Below are 20,963 nucleotides of genomic sequence, written 5' to 3'. Positions count from 1 at the left end.
GTTTTGTTTAAAATTATCCTACCTAAAACTCAACCGTTACCGTTTTTTCATTGATAAGGACATAAGACCTATCAAGCATTGTCACACTGTTGCAGTATAGCTATATTAAGGTAGTTTAGATTTTCTTTTAACTTGCTTGGAATGAGGAAAAGCAAATGACTAGCGCTCTACAAAGGCTTAAACAACACTCTTCTATCGTGGCCGACACGGGCGATATAGAAGCTATAAAAAAACATCAACCTGAAGATGCGACTACCAATCCATCGCTGCTTTTAAAAGCGAGCGAGATTGAAGCTTACAAACCTTATCTAGATAAAGCATGGCAATACGCTAAAGAAACCGAGCAACAGCCTGCAAAACAACTAGAGCTGGCTTGTGACTATTTTGCAGTATTACTCGGTAAAGAAATTAGCGAAATTGTTCCGGGTTATATTTCTACTGAAGTTGATGCACGTTTATCATTTGATACCCAAGCAACAATTAATAAAGCACATACTTTACTAAGCCTTTACGAGAAAGAAGGTGTAAGCAAAGACAAGATTTTAATTAAAGTTGCCTCTACTTGGGAAGGCATTAAAGCCGCAGAACAGTTAGAAAAAGAAGGCACTAAATGTAACTTAACGCTTTTATTTAGTGATGCTCAAGCCCGTGCCTGTGCTGATGCAAACGTATTTTTAATTTCGCCATTTGTTGGCAGAATTTTAGATTGGCACGTAGCAAACGGTATGGAAAAACCAACCGACCCGCTACAAGATCCTGGCGTACAATCGGTGCGTAGTATTTTTGAGTTTTACAAACGTCACGATTACAAAACGGTTGTTATGGGCGCAAGCTTTCGTAATACCGGTGAAATTATTGCCCTTACAGGTTGCGATAAGCTAACAATTAGCCCTAATCTTTTAGAAGAGCTAGGTAATTTAGAAGACGCACAAGAATACTTACTAGAAAGCGATATTGCTAAAGAGCCAAAACCAGAGCCACTTAGCGAAGCACAGTTCCGTTGGTTACATAACCAAGATGCCATGGCTACTGAGAAACTAGCTGAAGGTATTCGCTCATTTGCAGATGCGCAAGAGCAACTAGAGGCACGCTTTAAAGCGATGTAACTAACAGCTGTTTAATGAGTTAAGAAACGTCGCTTTTAGCGGCGTTTTTTTATGTCTGCGATTTACTTTAAATACTCGACTTGTCCCCATTTACGTTCTTTTTGTATTGATCTTCATCAAAATACCACCCATCAGTAACAGTTTCGTCACATTTATATTCTATTTTATTAATAGCTGTGGTATAGATACTGCCGAGGTTCAAAAAGTGGTCAATAGGAGATAATCAATGGATAGCCTAAACGAAATAATAGAGATATTAGAAGGTTCTGATACATCGAAAAAAACCTCTCAAAAAAATAAAAAAAGAAAATGGCGTGAAATAGAAGCAATAAAAGATAAGCAACGTTTGCGCAAAGAACTACAAGAGCTCGACTATTTTGCTGATAGTATTGCTATTGATGAATTAGAGTTTTAATCAACAACAGCAACTAAAAAGGCTTTCATTTATGAAAGCCTTTTTTAATACCAATTACCCTATACTTGCCAATTAATGGGCTGCGCTCCTTGCGCTATTAACAGTTCATTGGTTTTTGAAAAGTGCTGACAGCCAAAAAAGCCGCGATGCGCTGAAAGCGGCGAAGGATGAGGCCCTGCCAATACATGATGGCGCTGGCGATCAATACTTTTACCTTTTTTTTGTGCATGTGCGCCCCATAAAATAAACACCACACCTTGGCAGTGTTCATTTATATGAGCAATCACATTATCGGTAAATTGCTCCCAACCTAAGTGTTTATGGGAATGGGCTTGCCCTTGCTCTACGGTTAATACAGTATTGAGTAAAAATACACCTTGCTCTGCCCAGCCTTGTAAATAGCCGTGTTCTGGCGTGGTAAAGCCATTAATATCAGTTACTAACTCTTTATAAATGTTTTTAAGCGAAGGCGGGAGCTTTTTAACCTCAGGCAATACTGAAAAACACAAACCATGCGCTTGCCCTTCTCCATGGTAAGGGTCTTGACCTAATATAACCACTTTAATGTCGCTAAGTGGAGTTGCATCAAATGCGCTAAACACCTGTGATTTTGGCGGATATACAGCAGTGCCTTCGGCTCGTTTATTCGCAATATATTCAAGGGTTTGCTGCATATATGTTTGGCTAAGTTCATGGTTTAAAAAAGATGACCAGTTGCTCATAATTGACTCTTAATAAATTCTCTAGATATATCAACTTTGTCACACATCTGCGCTAATCCATCCAACATTCTGGGGGTAAACCGATGTAATAAATCAGCATTGACGCTAATAAACTGCTCATACTTTACCGCAGGAATTTCAGGCCACTGCTGCCAATTTACCGTAGGCATTACCCTTTTTGATTTTTCATCAGGAATAATAATAACTTGTGGCTTAGTAACTATCACGTTTTCGATGCTAATTTGTGGGTAATCGGTGTCGCTGTTTGCAAATACATTGGTTACTTGGCACGTTTCGATTAACTGATTGATCCATGTATTTTTTGATACAGTCATCATAGGCTCAGGCCACAACTGATAAAACCCAGTAAGCGTGGTTTTATCTTTCTGGGTAACTTTAATTGCGTTGAGTTTGGCTGTAAATGTCTCGGCTACTTGTTTACTTTGCTCAATATGGCCCGTTATTTGACCTAGTTTTAGTATTTCCGAGGCAACCCCTTCAATAGAACTTGGATCACTTAAATATAATTCAATTCCTAAACGCTTTATTTGTGCTAAATCTTCAGCCTGATTACCACTTTTCCACGCAATCACCATGTCAGGTTTTAGCATGAGTAACTTTTCAATAGAAATGCCATTGTAGCCACCAATACGCTCAATTTTAGTCGCCTCTTGCGGGTAATCTGCGTAATCCAGCGTGCCCACTATTAAATCACCAGCACCAATAGCATATAAATTTTCAACTATGTGTGGTGCTAAAGCCACTATACGAAGCGGCTTGTCAGCTAGGGCTTGAGGTACATTAACAGCAAACAATAACAGCCCAAAAACAATACGCTTTAACATTAGTAATCAAAGCCTTTCAATGCTTTTACGCCCGACTCAAACGCATGTTTTACATTACGTACTTCACTTACCGTATCGGCAAGCTCTATTAAGGTCCGATGCGCAGCACGACCAGTAATAATTACCGATTGCATAGGCGGTCTATTATTTACAGCAACAACCACTTCTTCAAGGTCGATATAACCATAGGTCACCATATAGGTGAGTTCATCGAGTAATACCACATCGATACTGCTGTCGCTTAGCATCCGCTTTGACTCTTGCCATGTTGCTTGCGCTGCCGCGGTATCGGCCTCTTTATTTTGCGTATCCCACGTAAACCCGGTGTTCATAACAGCAAATTCAACCCCAGCACCTTGCAGTAAATTACGCTCACCACACTCCCATGTGCCTTTAATAAACTGACATACCGCAGCTTTTTTACCGTGACCAACACAGCGTGCAACCACACCAAAACCAGAGGTTGATTTACCTTTGCCATTACCAGTAATAACCTGAAAAATGCCTTTTTCTTGCTGTGCCGCTGCTACTCGAGCATCAACTTGTTCTTTTACTTTTTGCTGGCGCTGTTGGTGCTTGTCGTTTGTTGATTCAGTCATTGTTATGTCCTTGGTAAATTTTAATAATTTGTTCAATATTTAAATGTGTTTGGCACATTTCAGCGAGGCGTTCTAGCTGGCGCTCGCGATGCTCATTGATGCTGATACCACTAATTTCACTGTCTGGTTTTAGCCACTTTAATAGCAGCTCTGTAGCAGCTGCGTTGTCAAATAAGCCATGTAAATAAGTACCAGCAATAGCATTATCATCACTAATAAAACCATCAGTTTCAAAGCCATTTGGGTGTTTATTAAAGCGAATAAGTGGTTTGTTGAGCGCTTGACCTTTACTGATCCCAGCATGTATTTCGTAACCCTGACAAGCAACCTGCTGCTGGTTTAAATTGAGTATTGCATTTACTTGGCTTAGCACTTTTTGCTCACCTAAAATGGTATTAAAATCACTAAGCGCTAACCCAGCTATTTGCCCTAATGATGATTCCACCGCATTAGGGTCACAAATCGTATTACCTAGCATTTGCATACCGCCGCAAATACCCAATACTTTGCCACCATAGCGTAAATGGCGTTTTATTTGCTGATCCCAGCCTTCATTTTTTAAAAATACCAAATCGCTAAGTACATTTTTACTGCCAGGCACAATAATTAAATCAACATCAGGAATTGTTTGAGTATGGCGCACATAGGTTATATTTATATTTGGGTGTAATCGCAGTGCATCAAAATCGGTATGATTACTAATATGAGGCACTAGCAGCACCGCAATATTAATGCTGGCCTCGGTCACATTATTATCTATGGCAACGGCATCTTCGGCATCAAGTGCTAAATCGTGTAGGTAGGGTAACACCCCTAACACAGGTTTACCGGTGTACTCTTCAAGCCAATCTAACCCGCCTTGTAATAGGCTAATGTCACCACGAAAACGGTTAATCACAAAGCCTTTTACCCGTGCTTGCTCTGATTCGCTTAATAGCGCCAAAGTCCCTACTAGGTGAGCAAACACACCCCCTTTATCAATATCAGCAATAATAATAACCGGGCAATCGACCTTTTCGGCGTAGCCCATATTGGCGATATCGTTTGCGCGTAAGTTAATTTCAGCTGGGCTACCAGCCCCTTCAACCAACAATAAGTCAAAGCGTTTAGCTAAACGGTTATGCGAGGTTAATACCGCTTCCATAGCCACTTTTTTGTAGTCATGGTAAGAGTCGGCTTCCATATTACTAATAGCCCTACCATGAATAATAACTTGCGCGCCGGTATCACTATTGGGTTTGAGTAATATCGGGTTAAAGTCTATTTCAGGTGCAACTTTTGCCGCAACGGCTTGTAATGCTTGTGCTCTACCAATTTCACCGCCATCATGAGTTACGGCACTATTAAGCGCCATATTTTGCGGTTTAAACGGCGCAACATTAACACCTTGATTAGCAAACACTCTGCAAAGTGCTGCAACCAGGGTACTTTTACCCGCATCTGAGGTAGTGCCTTGTACCATTAGTGTTTTCATTATTGAACCACCAGCTGGCGCTTACGAAAATACAATATACTTAAAAAGAATAGACTGCCGATAGCCGCCGTGATCACCCCGATTGGCAACTCTTGATTACTTAATAGTGAGCGAGCAAGCACATCGACCCATACCATAAATATGCCCCCGACTAATCCGGTCATTAATAACCCAACACGGCTACCTTGAGAGATAAAAAAGCGCACTATGTGCGGCACCATTAAGCCAACAAAGCCAATTCCGCCACAGTTAGCAACCAATACGGCCGTGATCAACGAGCTTAAAATAAGCATTAAAATTCTAAAGCGATGCACCCTAACACCAAGCGTTGTCGCGCTTTCATCGCCTAACAACATCGCATTAAGCTGGCGCCTAAAACCCAACATGATTATTGTACATGCCATAATGACTAAGGCAGGTAACAGCAGCGACTGCCACTGTGCTCTAGCAAAACTACCTAAAGTCCAAAATAAAATAGCCGCGACTGCTTGTGGATCGCTCCAATAAAGTAACAAACTAGTAAAAGCACTAAATAAAAATGATAAGGCCACCCCTGCCAATAACATCGACTCAACTTGAGCGTTGCGCTGGCTACCTGCAATTAAAATTAATAACCCCATCGCAACTAAACTGCCGGTTAATGCCGCCCCAGATAGTGCAATACCCGCCCCAGCTCCTACCAAGGACATTAATATAACCACCCCTAATGAAGCACCAGACGAAATACCAAATAAATAAGGATCAGCTAAGGGATTACGGGTGACTGTTTGTAGTATTAAACCTGCAATCGCTAAGCCACTACCGGCTAAAAAAGCCAGCAAAGTACGTGGCATTCTTAATTCAATAATAATACGGCTGGTAAATGAAGCCTCGTTTGAAAAGGTTAAGCTTTGATATACATCTGCTAGCGACGTAGGTACCGCACCAAAACTCAGTGCAATAAATAAACTTAATAGTGCGCATAGTAGCGCAACGATTAATGCAACGGTATGGTTAGAAAAAACCGTCATATTATTGGTATCCATAATAATAAGTAATATGAGGAATAGCCTCACCCGAAGCTGCTGATTGAGGGTGAGTGCTCACTTGTGCACAAACGCCAAACACCTCATCCAGCATCTGCTCAGTGACCACTTTATTTGGCTTACCTGCATCAACAACTTTTCCATTTTTAATAACCACTAACTCATCACACATAGCAGCAGCTAAATTTAAGTCATGAAATGACGCAAATACCGTAATACCTAAAGATTTAGCCAGCTCCATCAGTTGAATTTGATATTTCACATCAAGGTGACTAGTTGGTTCATCCATAATAAGAAGTTGCGGTTGCTGCACAATAGCGCGGGCAATAAAGGCTCGTTGCTTTTCACCGCCAGATAGCGAATCAAATAATTGAGTACTATGAGATTCAAGCCCCACATGACTAATAGCCTGAGCTATTTTTTGTTTATCTGCTTGGGTGGTCGAGCTAAATAGCGTTTTATACGGGGTAAGCCCTAGAGCTACAACATCGAATAACGAGAGATTAAATTGCGACGGTGTTTCTTGTAGCACTACCGCAACTTGCTTGGCATAGTCTTCGCTTTTTAGCTGCCAAATATCGGTGTTATTAAATTTAACCTCTCCCGCTGACGGCTGATTAAATCGATACAAGCAACGCAGTAAACTCGATTTTCCCGCACCATTAGGACCAATTAAGCCAACAAACTTGCCACGCTCAATACTCAAATTAATATGCTCAAGGATTAAGGTGTTACCCACTCGCCAAGAGACATTATTAACGGTTAGAAGTGCAGTTTTTTTAGCGGTTTGAGTGTGCAAAAAATTATCCTAGGCAGGGAAAACCCACACTCAGTACCACAAGTACCAAAAAGAAAATGAGTTAACCCGCTCGTTATATGAAGTTTTAAGGCACTTGTATCTGACTTACAGTAAAACTGATTACAGTTACGGGTATAGTTGAGGAGTTTCACCTCATTCCAAATGCTTGGCTATTATGCGCAGATAAGTAAATAATTTAAAGCAAAAAAAACCGCACTCAACTGAGTGCGGTTAAAAGGGAGTGTTTTAACTAAGGTTTAGTTAAAACTTATATTCCATACCTAAACCTAGGTAATCTTGGTCAACATTGCTGTCCATATCAAAGCTTGAGTAAAAACCAAATACTTTAAGGTTTTTGTTTAGTTTATGGTCAACACCTACCGATATCGCGCTTTTATCATCGCTGTCATCAAAATCCATTGTTTGGTATTGCACTTTGAAAGTGTTGCTACCCATAAGGTAAGCTGCATTCACTAAGTAACCGTCAGCCTCAGCGCTGCCATCTACTTTTTCTTGTGTTTGGTACATTGCGCCAAGTCTAAAATCTTCAATTTTACCTTGAACTGTTGCACGCACTACATCGTAACCATTGACTTCGCTATCAGCAGCAATGGCAGCATATACTGCGCTCTTTTTAAGGCCTGCATCACCGTAAGTTAACGCCACTGAGTAGCCATTTTTGGCATCTACGTCGTCTTCTGCAATAAATGACGCTAATACTTTAAAACCTTCATATGAGTTTGAAGCATAAGATACTGAGTTACCTAAACGATTTTCACCTTTAAAGGTATTTTTTATATCACCTTCTTCAAGATCGTTGAAAAGATCTAGCTTCCCCTGCGCTTGCTTAAGCGCGGTATCATTTCGGCCTATCACAACCTGACCAAATCCGCCTTTAAAGCCCACATATTGATTACGCGCTGAAATATTGTCGTCATCACCTTTAGAATCGGCATCAGACACATCGACCTGAAATTCAAACTTATAAACCGCTTCTAAACCGTCTGAAATTTTTTCAGACCCTTTAAGTCCGAAACGAGATGCATTACTTTTAATTTCAGTAAACGATCCTTCACCATCGTCAGATGATTGAACGGTTACATTTGCTTTACCGTAAATATCTACCTCTGCAAGTGTATTAAAAGATAAACCACTAAGTAGGGCTAAGCATAAGCTCGATTTTGCAAATTTCATGTTATTTCCTCGATAATCACAAAAGACTAATTTTTAAAACAGCAGCAGTGTGTCACCACTAAATGACAAAAATATTACAAAGGACACATTTTTGTCTTTTTAAATTAATAAAACTGCATTAAATCTGAAATCAAAATAACATGTAAAATAAACTGCCTACCGACTACTTACTTTGTTTCAATAAACTCGGTGTCATTTGCGTTAACAAATTAACCAAGGTTTCTATCAGCTCTTTCTGTTCGTTATCTCTATGATAGGCAACAAATACATCTCTTGAGGTATTTTCTACCCCTTTTACATGAAAAAGTTCGCCTTTTTCTAAATGATCTTTAACTAATACCTGTGGAATAAACGCACTGCCGCCACATTGCAGTATTAAATCAAGCGCAATACGCCCTGTACTGGTTCTAAAATAAGGCGGTGTTTTACCGGTAAACTGACGCGCATGCCAAAGAGAAAACGTGGTTCCCCAATCAACATACACATATTGATTATCAAAAAAGTTATCACTGGTTGCCGTATCGTAACCACTCACCGGAATAATAGGCAGTTCACAAATACGTTCAACCACAAGTTCATCAACTTTAGGGGGATCAAACAAAATAGCTAAATCAAGCGTACGCTCCAACAATAAGCGAGTGCTTTCTTGTTGCGCTTTCACTTCTGCCACCAGCGATACACCAGGCATCGCCGATACAATATTTGTAATACCAAACTGTAAAAATGCATCCCAAATATTAGGCGTACCAGCTAAGCTAATTTGCTTATGCATATTATCTGCAAGTGCAACATCCACTTTGGCTCTTTGCATCCCAGTAATAATCATTTGCGCATGCGGTAACAAACGCTCACCTGGGGCCGTGAGTTGAATATTATTACGCTGACGAATAAATAAATTTACGCCTAAGCCCTGCTCTAGTTGGCGAATTCTAAAACTCACCGCAGACTGCGTTATGTATAGGTTTTCTGCCGCTTTACCAAAATGGCGAGTACGCACCACTTCAACAAATGTTTTTAATAAATCTATGTCCAATTTTTTATCCTCACGATAAAAATTTTTTGTTTAAAAAAATAGCGATTATGTCCCATACTCCAGCTAATAATTGGTATGAGGGTACAGCTATGAGCAATGATATTTCACTACTTCGTCAAGCATTCGTAAGTCAACGTCAATTTTATGATGACCAAAATTTTCCACGCGGATTTAGCCGCAGCGGACACTTTACCCTGTTAGAGGCAAGTATTTTAGAGCAGCATGGTGTTGTTTTAAAAAGCCTGTATAACAAAACAGTTGAGCCACAAAACGAACATCAGCAACAATTTGTAAATGCGGTTAGTGGCGCAATAGAGCCAAGTAACCCAATTGAACGAGCATGGGTTAAATATTTAAAGTTAACAACCTGCAAAACAAAATTCCATACATTATTTGGACGCTCAAAAATTTCAGGGCCAACACCAATAAGCCAAGATTATTATTCTGAGGCAGACAATCTATAAGTCACTACAATAGTTGCTTTTTGGCGTTTTAGCAGTTACAACTTGTATAAGCAAACACTTTTGCAAAATTTAAACAGGCTGCCACGTGACGCACAGAATACTTATTGTTGAAGACACCCCCACTATTGCGCGAGTGCAAAAGCATATCGCGCAAAAAATTGGCTATGAAGTTGATATTGCCCAGTCGCTGGCTGAGACTAAAGAGCTAATAAGTAAACATGCTTATTTTTGCGCAGTCGTTGATTTTATATTGCCTGATGCCCCGAAAGGGGAAGCGGTTCCCTGCACGATTGCAGCAGATATCCCTACCATTGTTATGACTGGCAATATCGATAATCAAACTCGCGACACCGTCGAAAAGTACCCTATTATTGATTACATTATCAAAGGCAATAAACAAGCTTACGAATATTTAGAAAAGCAGCTTTATCGCCTACCTCGCAATAAGCAAGTTAAAGTACTGGTTGTTGATGACTCAGCGTCTACACGCCAATATATTTGTAATTTATTAACGCGTCATAAATACCAAATATTACAAGCAGCCGATGGCCTAGAGGCACTTAAAGAGCTTGAAAATACCCCTGACATCTCTGTGATTATCATAGATAAAGAAATGCCTAATATGGGCGGTATTGAACTGTGTAATGAAATTAGGCGCATTTATAGTAATGAAGAAAAAGCCATTATTGGTATCTCAGGCGCTACATCGTCTAATTTGTCTGCCTTATTTTTAAAAAATGGGGCAAATGACTACTTGTATAAACCTTTTAATAGTGAAGAATTTTACTGCAGGTTAAGCCAAAACGTCGATATGCTAGAGCATATCGAAACTATAAAGCGCCAAGCCAATACTGACTATTTAACTAAACTCCCTAATCGCCGTTACTTTTTTGAAGAGGCTAATAAGTCATTAAAGCAGTTTAAAAAAGCAAAAGCACCAGCCATGTTAGCTATGCTTGATATTGACCATTTTAAAGCTATTAATGATACCTATGGCCATGATGCCGGAGATGAAGTTCTTAAAGGGCTTGCGATATGCTTTAATAAATATTTTGAAAACCAATTGGTTGCCCGTTTAGGCGGAGAAGAATTCGCGGTATTTTTTACTGAACTGACCAAACAAGAAGCGCTAAAACGACTAGAAAGTTTTCGATTATTTATTGAGCTTAATAGCCATGAGTTTAGCCAAGCACAAATCAAGTTTACGCTGTCGATAGGCTTCAGCTACAGTGAAACCTATCAAATTGACGAGTTATTAAAACAAGCCGACTTAAAGCTCTACAAAGCCAAAGAGTCGGGTCGTAATAAAGTGGTTTAGTTTAACTAAACCACACCTGAGGCGACAATGGCTGCTTTTCTGCGTTTACGCGATTGATGGTATGAGTCCCAACTAAAAATAGCCAGTGCACTCCAAATACAGGCAAAGGTAATTACACGCTCAGCATCAAACACCTCATCGTAAAACACCACTGCTAAAATAAACATTAAGCTAGGCCCTATGTACTGAAAAAAACCAAGCGTAGTGTATTGCAATCGCTTAGCTGCGCCGGTAAAACACAGCAATGGCAGTGTAGTCACTATACCTGCACTTACTAATAGCGCATTAGTTAGCCAATCATTCGCTGGTAAATTAGACGTTTCAGTCGGCGCCATTAACCACCAATAGGTCAGTGCCACCGGTAATAATATTAATGCCTCAATTAAAATCCCAGGCAGGGCATCAACCTGTAGTTTTTTACGTAATAGGCCATATAACGCAAAAGAAGTCGCTAACGAAAATGCCACAACCGGAAATGAACCAAAACTAATTAACTGTAATAAAACACCTGTAAAAGCCAAGGCAACAGCAGCTCCTTGCAACTTACGTAACCGCTCGTTTAAAAACACCATACCAAGTAATACATTTAACAAAGGATTGATATAGTAGCCTAAGCTGGCATCTAGCATGTGGTTGTTATTAATAGCCCATATAAACAACCCCCAGTTAAACCCCAATAAGGTCGAGGTAACAACTAGCATCAGAATTAATTTAGGTTGGATTAAAATGCGTTTAATTTTATCCCAGTAGTTGAGCACACTCACCACCAAAATAAGAAACATCACTGACCAAATAACACGATGCATTAAAATTTCAAATGCTGATACATGTTGGATCATCTTAAAATAAATGGGTGCTAGGCCCCACATAAAAAAGGCGAGGCAGGCAAAAATGGCGCCCTTTCGCTGCTCGGTATCAATCGACATAGTAACCACTTGATGATTTAAAAGGCCGTAAGTTTAACCCCCTCTCACTTTTTAGCCAACTAAATACGTGCCCGTTCCAAACGCTATTTGTACCGACTGCTCGTTATGTAACTCCATTCGGCACACGCACACTTTATTTCCTGAGCGAATAAGTGTGGCGCTGGCAATAAATACCTCCCCTTTACCTGGGCGTAAATAATCAGTACGTAAATCTATGGTGCCCAGTGTTGCTAACTTTTTATGCACACTGGGTAAGTCGGCATCATCTAGTTTTCCTATTACACTTGCTGCAGCAAGCATTCCGCCTACATTGTCGAGCACCGCAGAAATCACTCCACCGTGAAGAATCTTTTGCGCCGGATTACCAATTAATACGTCTTGCCAAGGAAATGATATTTTAGCTTGTTCAGTACTAAGTGACTCTACTGCTATTTTTAAAAACTGGTTAAAGGGCATGTTATTAACAAACAGCGCACCTACTTGATCGATCAACATTTCTTTATTCATTATTATTCTCTATGTTTTCAGTGGTACGATGAGTAAAGCACAGCTTGAGGCTATTGTAACCCCCTGCAGATTTTAGTTTATCACTACAGATGTGTGTACCAAGTAATGAAAGCTAAAGACATCCTGATAAAAAACCACTAAAATAGCGCCGATGAATACACTAACTCCTTCTCCTAATACGCTCGTGCGTAAACCCGAAACTGTACTCAAACAAGTGTTTGGTTACAGTGAATTTCGCGACGGTCAAAGTGCAGTAATTGATGCCGCCATTAATGGCCAAGATTCATTAGTATTACTACCCACCGGTGGTGGTAAATCGGTGTGTTACCAAATACCCGCGTTGGTATTAGAGGGAGTCACCATTGTTATTTCGCCGCTGATCTCTTTAATGCAAGATCAAGTTGCCCAATTACAAGCATTGGGCGTAAAAGCCGCTTATATCAATAACAGTTTAGCCCGTGAAGAACGACAATTAGTATATCAACAGCTACATCAAGGGCTGATAAAGCTACTTTATGTCGCTCCCGAAAAAGTGTTACAGCACGATTTTTTAGAACGACTTTCTCATTTAAATGTGAGCTTGTTTGCTATTGATGAAGCTCATTGTGTTTCTCATTGGGGTCACGATTTTAGACCACATTACTTTAGATTAAATGAGCTTAAGCAGCGCTTTGCACACGTGCCTATGATGGCACTGACGGCCACCGCCGATAAAGCAACTCGCTTTGATATTGTTGAACAACTAAAACTACAGCAGCCTTATATTCATACTGGCAGCTTTGATCGCCCTAACATTCGTTACACCATAGAAGAAAAATTTAAACCTATGGTGCAGTTGCTGCGTTACTTAAAAGAACAAAAAAACCAAAGTGGCATTATTTATTGTACCAGCCGTAAGCGCGTTGATGATATCGCTGAAAAACTCGCCGATGCAGGCCTTAATGCTGCCGCTTACCATGCGGGAATGAGTAACGAACAGCGCCAATTTGTGCAAACCGGATTTGCCCGTGACGACATTCAAATTGTGGTTGCCACCGTTGCCTTTGGTATGGGAATTAACAAGCCTAACGTTCGCTTTGTTCTGCATTACGACATTCCAAAAAGTATTGAAGCTTATTATCAAGAAACAGGCCGCGCTGGACGAGATGGGCTGGCTGCAGAGGCCATCATGTATTTTGACCCTGCCGATATAGGTCGGGTTAGACGCTTTTTTGAAGATATTGACGATGAACAACGCCGCCGCGTAGAAGAGCAGCGCTTTAATGCCATGGCCAGCTTTGCCGAAGCACAAACGTGTCGCCGTCAAATATTATTGAACTACTTTAGTGAGTACCAACGCGAGCCCTGTGGTAACTGTGACATTTGCTTAAATCCACCTAAAAGTTTTGATGGCACATTAGTCGCACAGCAAGCACTTTCGTGTGTGTATCGCGCACAGCAACGATTTGGGTTAGGTTACATTGTAGAATTATTACGCGGCGCGAATACTAGCCGCATTCGTGATAACAACCACCATGAACTCAGCACCTATGGCATAGGTAAAGATAAAAGCAGTGAATTTTGGCTTAGTATTTTACGCCAACTTATTCATCAAGGGCTATTAAGCCAAGATATAACCCAAGGCGCTTCATTGCGTTTAACTGAAGCTGCACGGGCTATTTTAAAAGGTGAGTATGCACTGCAATTGGCCGAGCCTCGCTTACAAGCTAAACACGTTTATCAGGATAAATTAGCGCAGTTTAATTACGATAAAAAACTATTCGCTCGCCTGCGTGCATTGCGTAAAGAATTAGCCGATGCCGATGATGTGCCGCCTTATGTAGTATTTAACGATAAAACGCTAGCCGAAATGGCGCAGCTTATGCCCACTAACGACAGTGAATTTTTAAAAGTGTCGGGGGTTGGTTTTACTAAATTAAACAAGTATGGCGGTGAGTTTTTAACCGCAATTCGACATTACCTAACAACGCAATAAGCCCCTTATGACCGAACTTGAATACGATCACACACATCAATGTATTATTGTTAAACCGACAGAGCTGCCGCACGATGAAGACTTTGAATTGTGGGGAACGTTATTTTTGCATAGCGATGAAATTAGCATTAATGAGTATGCCGCTGGGGCAGATCGTCATCAACTGCGTTTTAACTATGCTAACCACACATTTAATTTAAATTTTGAGCATTACAGCCAAAGTGTATGGATCAATGGTGAAGGACAAGATGCCGACAACCTATTGGCAGCGTTAACATTTTATTTAAGCTAAGGCCACGTCTATTTATCGCTAATACCTTATAATTGCTATAAAAAATAAACTAAATTGGCACTTTTACTTACATATTAATAACAATGATGTAAGCTAAGAGTAAGTGTTTTATTTTGCAAAATAGCGCTAAAGAGGGTCAATGCTAAATAGAAAATGGATTGCACGTAGTTGTTTTAGCCTTTCTATTTTGAGTATGTTTATGCTCAGCGTTTGCGCGCACGAAGCGCCACTAGCCCAAACCTGCCAAAATGACGATTCATTGAAAACTTCTGCAATTAACTTGCGTCGACAAATCGAGTCTCAACCTCCACCGCTTACGATAAATAGTAACGCTAAAATTGCCTCAATTAATCTTAAACAACTTAATGTTTTTAATACCGAACTCGAAGCTGAAAACAACGCACTATTTCGCTTTGCTAACCGTGCACATATACAAACTGAGCCTGAGGTTATTAAAAGCATTTTATTGTTTAAAGCGGGTGATACTTTTAATCAAAAAACGCTAGCGGAATCTGAGCGGCTACTGCGTAAACAAAACTATTTATATGACGCACAAATCATTGCCAACGAAAACTGCGATGGCGATGTTGATGTAACCGTGGTGACTCGCGATTTATGGACTTTATTACCAGAGCTTAGCTTTAGCCGCAGTGGCGGCGAAAATAAATCAAGTATTGGCTTTCGCGAGTCGAACTTATTTGGTTGGGGCAAACGGTTATCGTTTGCACGTAAAACAGACAGTGACCGAAATGGTTATTTATTTGTTTACGATGATCCTAATATCTTATCAACTCGCTACCGAGGGCGTTTAGAGTATGCCGACAACAGCGACGGCAAAAGTCATTTAGTTGAACTAACCTACCCGTTTTATGCCATCGATACACCCTATAGTTATGGCGCCCTGAGTTACTCAACCCAACGAGAAGAAACCTTATACATCAGAGGTGAAAAGTTTAGTGAGTTTGAACAAAAAACCGACCTAAACCAGGTGTTTTTTGGCCATTCTAAAGCCCTTAGTCATAACTGGACCCAGCGCTTGAGCCTTGGTTATATTGATGAGCAACACACTTTCAAAGCGATTGATTCTACCACTACAGCAGTGGCTGAAAACAGAAGCTTAAGTTACCCCTACATCAGCGGTCATTGGTTTGAAGATAACTTTATAAAAGTACGTAACTTTGACAGTATTTATCGTACTGAGGATTTAAATTTAGGTTGGAATATCAAAGCCACCCTGGGCTACTCCGATGAATCAATGAGTAACGACGATAGCCGCGCTGTGTACTCGTTTAATTTTAACAAAGCCCATTTTAGCACTAACCATACCCTTTGGCGTTTTCATGCAGATATTCAAGGTTATTGGAATAAAGAACAAAAACAACTTGAAAACTTAATCACCACCAGCCAAATTCAATATTATTTAAATACCAGTATTGATCAATCTTGGTATGTAAAAGCAAGGCTGCAATACGCAAAAAACCTCACTAATGATAAACAGCTCACCCTAGGGGGCGAAACTGGACTTCGTGGCTATCCTATGGAATTTCAACATGGGGATCGGAGTTTTTTAGTCACTTTAGAAAAGCGCTATTACTGGGAATATGACTTACTACAGCTGTTTAAAGTGGGTGGTGCAGCCTTTTTAGATGTAGGCCGCGCATGGTATAACAACGACACGAATACCCTGTATCAAGTTGAAAATACCCCTGTACTTAAAAATGTGGGTTTAGGTTTACGCCTTGCGCCAATGCAGGTACCATGATCCACCTTGATATTGCCGCGCCACTAAATAAATACAACGATGTTGACTCGGTACAGTGGCTACTGAGCGTCAAAAATTCTTTTTAAATCACTACTGCGCACAAAGCTAAAACGTTAAACTGTGCGCCTATCATTATTGTGAGAATACGTTTTGGAATTAATCACTGTTTTAGAGCTTGTGGGCACACAATATAAATTAATCGTAACCATTATTGCCCTTTTAAGCTTTCCGTTGCTGTTAAAGCTAACTAAAAAATTACTCGAAAAAGCCATTCGAGGTAAAATCGATTTACACCGAAAATACCGTGCAGAGTTACTATTAAAAATAATACTCGCCTTTGTTATGTTGTGCTTAGTGTTGGTTTTTTGGGGAATAGAGCTGCGTGGTTTATTAGTATTAGGCTCTTCCTTATTTGCCATGTTAGGCGTTGCGCTGTTTGCCGCTTGGTCATTATTAAGTAACTTAACCGCATTTTTACTGATGTTTATTCAAAATGACTGCCGTGTAGGTTATTGGGTAAGAATTGTGGATGGAGCCAACGCCATTGAAGGGCGTATTATTGAAATGGGGCTGATGAATGTCTTACTCGAACACGTTGATGGCCACAGAGTGATTTACCCTAATAACTTATTTGTTACCCGCCCGGTGTTAGTGCTTAATACGGAGCCTAAACCAACAAAAGCGCCTAAAATTAAACGCATTATTGGCCCTAAACCGCGTAGCTAAACAACATCTATTAAAAAACCGCGTTAGCTTAAAACTAAGGCGGTTTTTATATCTACAGATAAAGTCATACCAATTCACTTAATTGAGAAAATTGGTATTAATTATTTAGTTCAGCCGTTTTCAGCTCATCATCTAAATCATTTATCTCATCAATAAAGGTTTCTAACTGCTGCTCTACCAAACTATTTGCATGCGCAAAATAAGCAATATGGAATACGGCATCGCCTTCATTTACCAGTGGCATGGTCTGCTGGCCAATAATAATACCGCTTCGAGGAGCAAGGAGTTCAAGTTCTGAATCGCCAAGCGGACTGCTAATATAAGCAAGCACTTGGCCTTTCATTACTCGCTCACCTAACGATACTTGCGCTCTTACTATGCCGTCTACTTCTGCACGCACCCAACTAGTGGAGCTTGCAATCACAGGATCAGGCAGTTTTTTAGGACGTTTACCGCGTATCATTTTTAAATGTCGCATCACATAATCAACCCCTTGCACGCCTGCAGCAATCGCAATAGGGTCAAAGCGCAGTGCTTCACCCGCCTCATAAGTAATAACAGGTATACCTAAATTAGCGGCTTCACTACGCAGCGAGCCATTACGTAATGACGCATCTATAACCGCAGGCGTACCAAAGGCTTTAGCCATTTGCGCTGTTGCTTCATCGGCTAAATTAGCGCGAATTTGCGGTAAGTTAGTACGGTGAATCGCCCCCGTATGCAAATCAATAATATGCGTACAATGCACAGCTACTTGGTTAAAAAACATATACGCCATGCGACCTGCTAATGAACCACGCTCAGACCCCGGAAAACTTCGGTTCATATCACGGCGATCGGGCAGATAACGCGATTTATGAATAAAACCAAATACATTCACAATCGGAACCGCAATTAATGTACCACGCAGCTGATTAGGGTCGATTTTAGCCAGTAACTGGCGCACAACCTCAACCCCATTTAGTTCGTCGCCGTGTATAGCCGCACACACCATCAATACAGGGCCTTCCATTACACCGTTAACCACTTCAATAGGAATATTAAGCGGTGAATGGGTGTAAAGCTTTGCAGCTTCTAGCGCGAGTGTTTTACGTTCACCTACACCAATACTTTCACCTAATAGGGTGAAAGGTCGGTTAATTTTAACCTTTGCCACGAGTTGCCGTTCCTTTACTTGCAGCATTTTTCTCGATGAAATCAATCACCATGCCCGCAATGTCTTTACCTGTTGCCACTTCAATCCCTTCAAGACCTGGCGATGAATTTACTTCCATAACCAAAGGACCACGAGATGAGCGAAGTAAGTCAACGCCAGCAACGTTTAAGCCCATTGCTTTTGCCGCTGCAACCGCTGTTTTACGCTCTTCTGGCGTAATACGCACCAGTGTAGCGCTACCACCACGGTGAAGGTTTGAGCGGAACTCACCTTCTTGTGCTTGACGTTTCATTGCAGCAATCACTTTATCTCCGAGTACAAAGCAACGAATATCCGCACCACCCGCTTCTTTAATATATTCTTGTACCATGATATTGGCTTTTAAACCCATAAACGCTTCAATAACACTTTCAGCCGCTTTACGTGTTTCAGCAAGTACCACACCAATACCTTGAGTGCCCTCAAGTAGCTTAATTACGACCGGTGCGCCACCTACCATTTCGAGTAAGTCTTTTACGTCATCTGGCTTGCTAGCAAAGCCTGTTACTGGCATGCCTACGCCTTTGCGTGATAATAATTGTAGAGAACGTAATTTATCGCGCGAACGAGAAATAGCCACAGATTCATTAACCGGATAAACACCCATCATTTCAAACTGGCGTAATACAGAACAGCCATAAAAAGTAACTGATGCGCCAATACGCGGAACAATGGCATCAAAATCTTTTAGGTTTTCACCACGATAATGAATTTCAGGCTGCTCTGAGTTTATATTCATATAACAACGTAGCGCGTTAATCACTTTTACTTCATGACCACGTTGCTCAGCCGCTTCAATTAAACGACGCGTTGAATATAAATTTTTGTTGCGAGATAAAATACCAATTTTCATAGTTAAAACCTTAACTAAATTATGTTGAGCAAGCACATATAAGTATGTTTGCTACTCAACGAATTCTTATAATAAATGTGATAAAGCCGGATCAACGACTATACGATTTTCCATAGCTGTGCGTCCTAATAACATTCTAAACTTCATTGACGCACGACTTGTTAATGTAATTTCTATTGGCCAACTAAATTCGCCGGCATGTAATGTAGTTTCAATAAAGTAACGCAATTCTTTTTGGCCACTAGAGCTGGTAACGTACTTCATCTTTTTAACTTTGGCATTGCAGGTAATTTGCGTTTGCTCGTCTTCTTGCAATGGTTGGGCTGTAAATTTAACCCATTTTTCGCCTTCCACTTCATATTCTTCAATATTAATTGCATGAATACAGGAAGTACGTGCACCGCTATCTATTTTTGCTTTAATTTGCTCGATGCCCAGCTCGGGTAAACTCAACCACTCACGCCAACCAACTGTTATTTTTGTCGTCATAAATGTGCCCTTAGTAAAAAAAGTGTTTTATACGCTACAGTCAACAAAACACCAACAAAATAAATTCATCTACTCGATAAGCCGATTTGATTGACCTTTTAAGTTAACTCGTTTAACAATGCACCCCTAACGTATGCACTTAACCATAGGCTAAAAAACAATTTTTTGTTGATTAACTCTACAAAGTAAAGCTAAGTTAAATACACTACAGTCAACTGTATTAAAAATATACTATCTATGAGAAATTATTATGATCAATGGTTTACTTCATGCGCTTATTCTTGATGAACAAGGCGGGGCTCGCCCAATAGAAAACAGTAAACAGTTACACCAATGGCAACCTACTGATGGAAAGCTGTGGGTGCATATGGATTACAGTCAAAAAGAAGCCGTTGATTGGTTAAAAAACTGCGGCCAATTAAACGACTACGAACTTGAATCACTCACCGCAGATGAAACACGTCCTCGCATTACTCCTACAATGAATGGCCATATGCTGTTTTTACGTGGAATCAATTTAAACCCAGCGCAAAGCCCTGAAGACATGGTGTCTATTCGCCTATTTATTAATAAAGACGTGGTGATCACTACCCGTAAGCGCCGATTATTATCAGTGCAAGATATTCTAACCTCGTTAAATAATAATGAGGGGCCAAGCAGTATTTCTGAACTAGTGTGTAGCTTAGCGCAAAAGCTCACTTCACGTATGCAAACGGTAATAGATGAACTAGATGAAAGCTTAGATGATTTTGAAGAAGAAATTGATGAGCCTAGTAAAAAGTTTGATAACCAAGGCTTGTCGCAACTTCGCCGCCAAACAATCGCGCTAAAACGTTACTTAAAACCGCAAAAAGAAGCGCTCAGCAACATGGTTAATAATCATTACCCATGGCTGTTTGACGATGATAAAGCCAAGCTAAATGAAACCACCAATTTACTTATTCGCTATTTAGAAGAGCTCGATAGTTCAATAGAACGTGCACTCGTTATTCAGCAAACCATTACTAACCAAGTGTCTGAGCAATTAAATCAGCGTATGTATGTGATGTCGGTGGTGGCTGCTTTATTTTTACCGCTGGGCTTTTTAACTGGATTATTGGGGGTCAATGTCGGCGGTATACCTGGAACAGAAAGCCCCTATGCATTTACTGCATTTGTGGTCTTTTTGGTTGTTTTGACTGGTGGGATTGGTATTTACTTTAAAAATAAAAAGTGGCTGTAATTACAATACAGATCCAACAAGG

21 protein-coding genes, 1 pseudogene and 1 riboswitch are annotated in these 20,963 nt (G+C 40.4%); of the genes and pseudogenes, 9 read left to right on the top strand and 13 right to left on the bottom strand.

Annotated features, from left to right (window positions below; all coding sequences use genetic code 11):
- Positions 1-155 precede the first annotated feature (155 nt).
- Both tal and AAEY57_RS05710 read left to right on the top strand, forming a co-directional pair.
- Positions 156-1,106, top strand: a complete 951-nt coding sequence (gene tal / locus AAEY57_RS05715; protein WP_008110647.1) for a transaldolase — start codon at positions 156-158, stop codon at positions 1,104-1,106.
- A gap of 226 nt (positions 1,107-1,332) precedes the next feature.
- A complete protein-coding gene (locus AAEY57_RS05710) occupies positions 1,333-1,521 on the top strand; it encodes a DUF3545 family protein (RefSeq protein WP_008110646.1) in 189 nt (62 codons plus the stop codon).
- 59 nt (positions 1,522-1,580) lie between these two features.
- Here the strand turns inward: AAEY57_RS05710 and ung are convergent, their stop codons facing one another.
- The 8 genes from ung to AAEY57_RS05670 form a co-directional block, all read right to left on the bottom strand.
- Positions 1,581-2,243: a uracil-DNA glycosylase gene (gene ung, locus AAEY57_RS05705; RefSeq protein ID WP_033102558.1), complete on the bottom strand. Its 663-nt coding sequence runs from the start codon at positions 2,241-2,243 to the stop codon at positions 1,581-1,583.
- Positions 2,240-3,088 carry a cobalamin-binding protein gene (locus AAEY57_RS05700; protein ID WP_076922091.1) on the bottom strand — a complete coding sequence of 283 codons (849 nt, stop codon included), beginning with the start codon at positions 3,086-3,088 and terminating at the stop codon, positions 2,240-2,242. The genes ung and AAEY57_RS05700 overlap by 4 nt, the downstream gene beginning before the upstream one ends.
- On the bottom strand, positions 3,088-3,687 hold the full coding sequence (gene cobO, locus AAEY57_RS05695; RefSeq protein WP_076922092.1) for a cob(I)yrinic acid a,c-diamide adenosyltransferase: 600 nt from the start codon (positions 3,685-3,687) through the stop codon (positions 3,088-3,090). Before cobO ends, AAEY57_RS05700 begins: the two co-directional genes overlap by 1 nt.
- Entirely contained in the window at positions 3,680-5,161 is a 1,482-nt protein-coding gene (locus AAEY57_RS05690; protein WP_138623697.1) for a cobyric acid synthase, read from the bottom strand. Before AAEY57_RS05690 ends, cobO begins: the two co-directional genes overlap by 8 nt.
- A complete protein-coding gene (locus AAEY57_RS05685) occupies positions 5,161-6,171 on the bottom strand; it encodes a FecCD family ABC transporter permease (protein ID WP_350606848.1) in 1,011 nt (336 codons plus the stop codon). The genes AAEY57_RS05690 and AAEY57_RS05685 overlap by 1 nt, the downstream gene beginning before the upstream one ends.
- Position 6,172: 1 nt before the next feature.
- On the bottom strand, positions 6,173-6,985 hold the full coding sequence (locus tag AAEY57_RS05680; protein ID WP_350606845.1) for an ABC transporter ATP-binding protein: 813 nt from the start codon (positions 6,983-6,985) through the stop codon (positions 6,173-6,175).
- 74 nt (positions 6,986-7,059) lie between these two features.
- A riboswitch (cobalamin riboswitch) is annotated at positions 7,060-7,197 on the bottom strand.
- 49 nt (positions 7,198-7,246) lie between these two features.
- A complete protein-coding gene (locus AAEY57_RS05675; RefSeq protein WP_350606843.1) occupies positions 7,247-8,179 on the bottom strand; it encodes a porin in 933 nt (310 codons plus the stop codon).
- Positions 8,180-8,342: 163 nt separating this feature from the next.
- Positions 8,343-9,212, bottom strand: a complete 870-nt coding sequence (locus tag AAEY57_RS05670; RefSeq protein WP_016900557.1) for a LysR family transcriptional regulator — start codon at positions 9,210-9,212, stop codon at positions 8,343-8,345.
- An 89-nt stretch (positions 9,213-9,301) separates the two neighbouring features.
- Here AAEY57_RS05670 and AAEY57_RS05665 point away from each other — a divergent pair, with 89 nt between their 5' ends.
- Together AAEY57_RS05665 and AAEY57_RS05660 are read left to right on the top strand one after the other, a co-directional pair.
- Positions 9,302-9,676, top strand: coding sequence for a MaoP family protein (locus tag AAEY57_RS05665; protein WP_128583161.1), 375 nt, complete (start codon positions 9,302-9,304; stop codon positions 9,674-9,676).
- 85 nt (positions 9,677-9,761) lie between these two features.
- Complete coding sequence (locus AAEY57_RS05660) at positions 9,762-10,994, top strand: GGDEF domain-containing response regulator (protein ID WP_350606840.1); 1,233 nt, start codon at positions 9,762-9,764, stop codon at positions 10,992-10,994.
- Between the two features lie 5 nt (positions 10,995-10,999).
- On the opposite strand, the gene rarD is transcribed toward AAEY57_RS05660, so the two are convergent.
- Together rarD and AAEY57_RS05650 are read right to left on the bottom strand one after the other, a co-directional pair.
- Complete coding sequence (gene rarD / locus AAEY57_RS05655; protein WP_350606837.1) at positions 11,000-11,920, bottom strand: EamA family transporter RarD; 921 nt, start codon at positions 11,918-11,920, stop codon at positions 11,000-11,002.
- A gap of 51 nt (positions 11,921-11,971) precedes the next feature.
- Positions 11,972-12,427 (bottom strand): thioesterase family protein, encoded by a 456-nt coding sequence (locus AAEY57_RS05650; protein ID WP_028835656.1) that lies wholly within the window; start codon positions 12,425-12,427, stop codon positions 11,972-11,974.
- A gap of 151 nt (positions 12,428-12,578) precedes the next feature.
- Here AAEY57_RS05650 and recQ point away from each other — a divergent pair, with 151 nt between their 5' ends.
- From recQ to AAEY57_RS05630, 4 genes and pseudogenes are all read left to right on the top strand, one after another.
- The gene (gene recQ / locus AAEY57_RS05645; RefSeq protein WP_350606834.1) at positions 12,579-14,402 is read left to right on the top strand and encodes a DNA helicase RecQ; all 1,824 of its coding nucleotides are present in this window, start codon (positions 12,579-12,581) and stop codon (positions 14,400-14,402) included.
- A 7-nt stretch (positions 14,403-14,409) separates the two neighbouring features.
- Positions 14,410-14,694, top strand: a complete 285-nt coding sequence (locus AAEY57_RS05640) for a DUF3630 family protein (RefSeq protein WP_350606832.1) — start codon at positions 14,410-14,412, stop codon at positions 14,692-14,694.
- 139 nt (positions 14,695-14,833) lie between these two features.
- Positions 14,834-16,542, top strand: a pseudogene (locus AAEY57_RS05635) (POTRA domain-containing protein).
- 64 nt (positions 16,543-16,606) lie between these two features.
- Positions 16,607-17,182, top strand: coding sequence for a mechanosensitive ion channel domain-containing protein (locus AAEY57_RS05630; protein ID WP_350606830.1), 576 nt, complete (start codon positions 16,607-16,609; stop codon positions 17,180-17,182).
- Between the two features lie 97 nt (positions 17,183-17,279).
- Here AAEY57_RS05630 and AAEY57_RS05625 read toward each other — a convergent pair whose 3' ends face one another.
- The 3 genes from AAEY57_RS05625 to AAEY57_RS05615 all read right to left on the bottom strand — a co-directional run bounded on the left by AAEY57_RS05625 (position 17,280) and on the right by AAEY57_RS05615 (position 19,719).
- Entirely contained in the window at positions 17,280-18,338 is a 1,059-nt protein-coding gene (locus AAEY57_RS05625; RefSeq protein ID WP_008110612.1) for a succinylglutamate desuccinylase/aspartoacylase family protein, read from the bottom strand.
- Positions 18,325-19,230 carry a 30S ribosomal protein S6--L-glutamate ligase gene (gene rimK, locus AAEY57_RS05620; protein ID WP_024600802.1) on the bottom strand — a complete coding sequence of 302 codons (906 nt, stop codon included), beginning with the start codon at positions 19,228-19,230 and terminating at the stop codon, positions 18,325-18,327. Before rimK ends, AAEY57_RS05625 begins: the two co-directional genes overlap by 14 nt.
- A 66-nt stretch (positions 19,231-19,296) precedes the next feature.
- Entirely contained in the window at positions 19,297-19,719 is a 423-nt protein-coding gene (locus AAEY57_RS05615) for an ATP-dependent zinc protease family protein (RefSeq protein WP_350314652.1), read from the bottom strand.
- A gap of 250 nt (positions 19,720-19,969) precedes the next feature.
- On the opposite strand from AAEY57_RS05615, the gene AAEY57_RS05610 reads away from it, so the two are divergent.
- The gene (locus tag AAEY57_RS05610; protein ID WP_008110605.1) at positions 19,970-20,941 is read left to right on the top strand and encodes a zinc transporter ZntB; all 972 of its coding nucleotides are present in this window, start codon (positions 19,970-19,972) and stop codon (positions 20,939-20,941) included.
- Positions 20,942-20,963: the final 22 nt, after the last annotated feature.

This window comes from Pseudoalteromonas sp. MER144-MNA-CIBAN-0113 (assembly GCF_040308965.1).
Classification (GTDB): Bacteria; Pseudomonadota; Gammaproteobacteria; order Enterobacterales; family Alteromonadaceae; genus Pseudoalteromonas; species Pseudoalteromonas tetraodonis.
The sequence above is the reverse complement of the archived record's forward strand: the minus strand, read 5'-3'. Positions and strand labels throughout refer to the sequence as shown.